Annotated in this window: 4 protein-coding genes; 1 reads left to right on the forward strand and 3 read right to left on the reverse strand. The window is 65.5% G+C overall.

Annotated elements, in window-relative coordinates; genetic code table 11:
- The first annotated feature begins 53 nt into the window (after positions 1–53).
- Positions 54–788, forward strand: coding sequence for a sulfite exporter TauE/SafE family protein (locus tag KA184_06400; GenBank protein ID MBP8129196.1), 735 nt, complete (start codon positions 54–56; stop codon positions 786–788).
- Positions 789–798: 10 nt separating this feature from the next.
- Here KA184_06400 and asnB read toward each other — a convergent pair whose 3' ends face one another.
- The 3 genes from asnB to KA184_06415 all read right to left on the reverse strand — a co-directional run bounded on the left by asnB (position 799) and on the right by KA184_06415 (position 6,150).
- Entirely contained in the window at positions 799–2,673 is a 1,875-nt protein-coding gene (gene asnB / locus KA184_06405) for an asparagine synthase (glutamine-hydrolyzing) (protein MBP8129197.1), read from the reverse strand.
- A gap of 78 nt (positions 2,674–2,751) precedes the next feature.
- Positions 2,752–4,899 carry a bi-domain-containing oxidoreductase gene (locus KA184_06410; GenBank protein MBP8129198.1) on the reverse strand — a complete coding sequence of 716 codons (2,148 nt, stop codon included), beginning with the start codon at positions 4,897–4,899 and terminating at the stop codon, positions 2,752–2,754.
- A 171-nt stretch (positions 4,900–5,070) separates the two neighbouring features.
- Positions 5,071–6,150 carry a 3-isopropylmalate dehydrogenase gene (locus KA184_06415; protein MBP8129199.1) on the reverse strand — a complete coding sequence of 360 codons (1,080 nt, stop codon included), beginning with the start codon at positions 6,148–6,150 and terminating at the stop codon, positions 5,071–5,073.
- Positions 6,151–6,226: the final 76 nt, after the last annotated feature.

Genomic DNA, 6,226 nt, shown 5'->3' on the forward strand with positions numbered 1-6,226 from the left:
CCCGCCGCGGAAAACTGCATGATTCCCGCCAACTTCTAACGAGGACGCCGAAGATGGGAGTATACGTATTCGGCATGGCGGTGGCGTTTCTGGCGGGCATGATCCAGGGATGCGCGGGGTTCGGACTCGGTCTTGCAAGCGTGCCCTGTCTCATGCTGTTTGCCGCGCCCGCGGTTGTGGTCCCGACGGTGCTGGGCATGAGCATGGTCAACAGTTTCGTGACTGCGTTGCACGCGCAGCGGCATTTGTTGTGGCGGCTCGTGGGCATGCTGGCCCTGGGCAGCATCGCGGGCATACCGCTGGGCGTGTATGCGCTGCGCGTTATCGACCCGAACATAATGAGCATCGGCGTCGCGGTGTTGATTCTCCTCTTCGTGGCAGCGATGGCCACCGGTTGGACCCGCCCCCTGCGGCGCCCGCAGCGCGCGCTGTTGCCCCTTGGCTGCGTGTGCGGCATCCTCGCGGGCAGCACCTCGATGAGCGGGCCGCCGCTTATCCTGTTTCTTGCCAACCAGGACACGCCCAAGGACGTCTTCCGCGCCAACCTCATCAGCTATTTTTTCCTGGAAGGCGTCTTCACGCTCATGCTCTACCTGGCGTGGGGCATGTATACCCTTGAGGTTGCGCGCCTCACCGCGGCGCTGGTCCCGGCTGTGCTGCTCGGGACCACGGTGGGCATCCGGCTCTCGAAATACCTGCCCGAGGCTGTCTTCCGCCGCATTGTGCTTATCGGCCTCACGCTCATCGCCACCGTGCTCCTTGTCACCAGCCTGGGGGCCACACTCTGACAGGGCTGGGTCAAGCCCCGAGATATTCCCGCCGCCAGTGCTCGAAGAGCAGCAGCGCCCAGAGGTGCCAGGTGAGGTCGCGGCGGCCGGCGCGGTGGTCGGCTATCATCTGCTGGACGGGTTCGGGACGGAAGAAGCCGGTCCGGCGGAGCGTCTCCGGCGAGAGGTATTCCTCGACGAGCGGGCGCAGGCTGGTATTGAGCCAGACGCCCATGGGCGGGTTGAGCCCGGTCTTCTTGCGTTGCAGCACGTCTTCGGGCAGGCGGCCCCGCATGCACCGGCGCAGGAGCGATTTCGTGCGCATGCCTTTGATTTTCAGACTGGAGGGGATGCGCGCGAGCAATTCAATCAGACGCACGTCTGCGAGGGGCACGCGGGTTTCGAGGGCATGGGCCATGCTCATGCGGTCGCCGTATTGCAGAACGTTGTTCGGCAGGAACGAATGCAGGTCGATGTACATGGCGCGCGCGACTGGGTCGTCCGTATCCGCTTCGCGGGCCAGACGGTGGATGAACGCAAGCGCGTCATGGTCACCCACGGCCCGCCGCGTGCCGGGCGTGTAGAGGTCGCGGCGTTGTTCGGGGGTGTAGTAGCTGATCCAGGCGGCGTACATGCTCACGGGGTCAAGCAGGCTGCCCGCCGAGAATTCGCGGAGCCGCCGCGGCGCGTGGAAACCCCTTGTGCTCTCGGGCAGGCGCTGCACCAGCGGATTGATGAGCCAACGGCGCAGGAACGCCGGGATGCGCCGATACCGCTCGGCCATGGCCGCGCCCGCATAGCGCGGGTACCCGCCGAAGTTCTCGTCGCCGCCGTCGCCGGAAAGAACGACGGTGACGTGCTTTCGGACGAGCCCGCAGATCGCGTACGTGAGCAGCGCCGTGGGATTGCCGAATGGCTCGTCGAAGTGGCGGATGATGCGGGGCAGCAACTGCCTTGCGTCGGTTTCCGCGGTCAGTTCGCGGTGGGTGGTCCCGAAATGCCGCGCCATGCCGCGGGCTTCCACCGTCTCGTCGTATAGCCGCCCCTCCGGCCCGAATCCAATCGTGAACGTGTTCACGGGGGCGCTCGTCTGGCGCAGCATGTGGTGCACGATCGTGGCGGAATCGAGTCCGCCGCTGAGGAACGCGCCGAGCGGCACATCGGCGATCAGGTACTTGCCGATGACATCGTCTAGACATGCCGACACGGCCTCAAGCCACTCGTCTTCGGACCGGATTTCCTCACGAAACGCGGGCCGCCAATAGCGGCGCTCGGTCCATGCGCCGTCGCGCCACAGGGCGAGCGTGCCGGGCGGCAACTGGCGAATGTCCCTGAAAATAGTGCGGGGCGGCACCGTGTAGAGGTACGTGAGGTAATCGTCGAGCGCGGCGAAATCCAGGACGCGCGAGACGCCCGGGGCGGGCAGCAGCGCCTTAATCTCCGACCCGAAATAGAGCGCATCGGCGCACCGCGCGTAATAGAGCGGTTTTACGCCGATGTGGTCGCGGGCGAGCAGGAGTGTCTGCGTCCGGGTGTCCCACAGGGCAAAGGCGAACATGCCCTGCAACAGCGGGACGCACGCCTCGCCATGCGTTTCATAGGCCGCCAGGATGACTTCGGTGTCGGATTGCGTGTGGAATACGCGGCCGCGCGCTTCAAGGTCGCGGCGCAGTTCCTTGAAGTTGTAGATTTCGCCGTTGAATACGATCCAGGTGTTGCCCGACGTGCCGCACATGGGCTGATGCCCCGTGTCGAGGTCGATGATGCTGAGCCTGCGGTGTCCCAGCGATACCCGGCCGTCATTATAGAAACCCTCATCGTCCGGGCCGCGATGCGCGAGCGCGCGCGTCATGGTCTGGACCAGGGCCGGGTCGGGCCGTCCGGCTATGCCCGCAATGCCGCACATGACGTTATGGCCGCCGCTGCGGGCGTTGTGCGGCGCGATTGCGCGGCGGTCCGGGCAGGATGTCGGTCATGCGGCTCCTCACGGCGCGGTTCCGGTTCCGCGGGCGCTGTCCAATGCCGCGCGCGCGATGCGCGTGGCGCGCAGGCCATGCTGGGCCGTTACGCTCAACTCCGCCTCGCCGCGCACGGCCTGGATGAAGTTCTCGAGCAGGCCGCGCATGCCCTTGTCGACCGTTCTCTTGCGGACGCTCTTTCCGGGCAAGCCGGCGATGTCGACGCCATGGAAATCGTCAATGATGATGCCGCCGTTGCCGCCGTACCACTCGATGCGTTCCTTGGGCAAAGCGGGCGCGCCCACGCAGCAATAGAAGACGTTCGCGAGGGAACCGTCGGGATAGCGCAGCGTAACGCAGAGGTTGTCTTCCGCGATGGTGTCCGCCGAGTCCGCGTCGATGCGTTCCGCGGCTACGGACACGGGATCCGCGCCGAGGAACCAGCAGCACAGGTCGAAGAAATGGACCGCTTCGCCCACGATGCGGCCGCCGCCTTCGACGGGGTCGGTGGCCCAGTGCCCGAGCGGCAAGGGCCCGGCATTGCAGCGGTAGAGAATCATCTTGGGTCCGCGCGCGCGCGCCATGGCGGCCTTCGCCTGCGCCGCATAGGTCGAGAAGCGCCGGTTGAATCCCACGGTGAGCAACACGCCCGCGCGCGAAACGGCCTCGCACATCTCCTCGCAGTCGGGGACGGTCAACGCCATGGGCTTTTCAACAAGGATGTGCTTGCCCGCCGCGGCGGCGGCCAAGGCGATTTCCTTGTGCAGATTGTGGCGCGTGGCGATGACCACCGCCCGCACTTTGCGGTCATTCAGCACATCCGCGTAATCGGTGGTGCAATACTGCGCGCCGAACTTGTCGCCGGCCTGCTTGGCCACCGAGCCTTTCGCGTCCGCCACCGCCACAAGGCGGCAACCGGGAATTCGTGTCAGATTCGGCAGATGAAACCCCTGCGCGAGGTTGCCCGCGCCGATTACCGCCACGCCGATTTCGCCCGCGTCTTCCCGCGCGGCCCGCAGCGTGAACACCCGGCTGGGCGCTTGGACCGTTGCCGGCGCGTCGAGACCATAGCTGAGCAACGCGGCGACCGTGTTCGTGGCGGGGTCGAGCACGGCGTCGTAGGCTTCCTGCGCGGCATCGACGGGGCGCACTAAGGATATGAGCGGCTTGACGCGAAGTCTGCGATCCGCGATGAGACGCAGCGATTCCGCCATGTTCCGGCCTTCGGTCCAGCGCACGTAGCTGATGGGGTAATCGAGCCCTTTTTCCTCGTATTGCGCGTTGTACCGGCCCGGGCCGTAGGAGCAGGACAGCAGGAAATCGAGTTCCTTCGTGTACAGTGGTTCGCGCTGCAGTTCCATGCCCACGGCGCCGACGACGACCACGCGGCCTTTCTGCCGGCACAGGTCCAGCGCCTGATTGGTAACCCCGCTCTCCTTGGACGCCGCGCAGATGATGACCCCGTCCGCGCCGTAGCCGCCGGTCCAGTCGGCCGTCAGGTCCGGCAGTTCGCCGGGCGCGCAGACCGCGTCCGCGCCCAGTTCCTGCGCCAATGCGCGTTTCGCGGCGATCGGGTCGCAGCCGATGGCGCGGCAGCCTGCGGCGCGCACGATCTGGCAGGTCAGCTGTCCCACGAGGCCGAGGCCGAGCACCAGGAACGTCTCGCCCAGCGTGGTTTGCGCGCGGCGCACGCCCTGCATGGCAATCGCGCACAGTGCGACGAACGCCGCCTCGTCGAAATCCACGCCGTCGGGGATGGGCGTGAGCAGTTGATGCGGAACGGCGTTGTATTCGGCGTGCGAGGCGTAACCTACGCCCGCGCACGCGACCCGGTCGCCCACGCGCAGCCCGGGCGTGTCCGGTCCGGTCGCGGCAACGACGCCGGAAGTGCTATAGCCGGGCGCCTGAAACTCGAACAGCTTGTTCCTGATGACATCCAGCGTGCCCTTGACGCCGACGCTGGCCAGCTTTCGTTTCACCTTCTCGATGTTGAGCGGGTCGCGGGCCTTCTTGAGCACGTACGACGCAAGCCCGCCTTCCGACACGAACCCGGACTCCGTGCCGGAACTGATGAGCGAATGGCTGACACGGACCAGCGCCATGCCCGGCCCGATGGCGGGCGGCGGCACATCCAGCAGCTGGACTTTGCCGCCCTTCACCAAGACTTGTTTCATGTCTGGATTCCTTGTACCCGTGTTGGCGCGGGTATCCACCGGAAGACAGGGACATTATGGACCATAGGGACGGGGTGAAGGAATCGCGTCCCGGACAAACGCCGGCAATCGGACCCCGCCCGCTGCGTCTGCCCTGCCCATTTCCGGGTTTCGCCGGGCCATGGCGCGAGCCTAGACCGTAGCCGTGAACTCCGCGATGGCGTCGCCGATCTTCGCGGTCGAACTGCCTTTTTCCTTGATTTCTCTCGCGGACATGCCGGGGCACTTGTCCGACTGCAGAAAGGCGATAACGGCCCGCTCGATTGCCGCGCCCGCTTCCGTTTCGCCGAGATGCTCGAGCAGCATTTGCCCGGCGCAGATGCACGCTATCGGATTGATGACGCCCATGCCCGTGTATTTCGGCGCGCTGCCGCCGATGGGTTCGAACATCGACACCCCGTTGGGATTGATGTTGCCGCCCGCCGCGACGCCCATGCCGCCCTGGATCATGGCGCCGAGATCCGTGATGATGTCGCCGAACATGTTGCCCGTCACGATCACGTCGAACCACTCGGGGTTCTTCACCATCCACATGGTCGTGGCGTCGACGTGATAGTACTCGCGCTTGATGTCGGGAAAATCGCGCGCGCCCATTTCGTGGAAAGCGCGTTCCCACAGGTCGTAGACGTAGGTCAGCACGTTGGTCTTGCCGCACAGCGCCAGCGCGTTCTTCTTGTTCCGCTTGCGCGTGTATTCAAACGCGTACTGGAGGCAGCGGTCCACCTCGTTGCGCGTGTACACGCTGCACTGCATCGCCACCTCGTAAGGCGTGCCCTTGCGCTGCACGCCGCCGATGCCCGTGTACATGTCGGCGGAGTTCTCGCGGACCACGACGAAATCGATGTCTTCCGGGCCTTTGTCTTTCAAAGGGGTCTCGACGTTCGGATACAGCTTGACCGGGCGGAGGTTGATGTACTGGTCCAGCTCGAAGCGCACGCGCAGCAGGATGCCCTTCTCAAGAATGCCCGGTTTCACGTCCGGGTGGCCGATGGCGCCCAGGAAGATAGCGTCGTGCTGGCGCAATTCGTCCATGGCCGAATCTGGCAGCACTTCGCCCGTGGCCAGGTAGCGGTCACCGCCGAAATCGTACGGCGCCGTGTCGAAACGGAATCCAAACCGCGCCGCCGCGGCTTCGAGGACCTTCACGCCCTCGCGGAGCACTTCCGGGCCGGTGCCGTCGCCGGGCAACAGTGCTATCTTGTACTTCGCCATGGCGTAATCTCCATTGAAAATGGGGGAACGCAATCGTGGGCAGTATGAAGAGCGCACAATCCTATCACGGCGCGCG

The organism is Candidatus Hydrogenedentota bacterium (assembly GCA_018005585.1).
Taxonomy (GTDB): Bacteria; Hydrogenedentota; Hydrogenedentia; order Hydrogenedentales; family JAGMZX01; genus JAGMZX01.

Bases quoted from the DNA above. Each gene is read 5' to 3' on its own strand.
- KA184_06400 (MBP8129196.1), top strand. From the start codon at position 54: ATGGGAGTATACGTATTCGGCATGGCGGTGGCGTTTCTGGCGGGCATG.
- asnB (MBP8129197.1), bottom strand. From the start codon at position 2,673: ATGTGCGGCATTGCGGGCATAGCCGGACGGCCCGACCCGGCCCTGGTC.
- KA184_06410 (MBP8129198.1), bottom strand. From the start codon at position 4,899: ATGAAACAAGTCTTGGTGAAGGGCGGCAAAGTCCAGCTGCTGGATGTG.
- KA184_06415 (MBP8129199.1), bottom strand. From the start codon at position 6,150: ATGGCGAAGTACAAGATAGCACTGTTGCCCGGCGACGGCACCGGCCCG.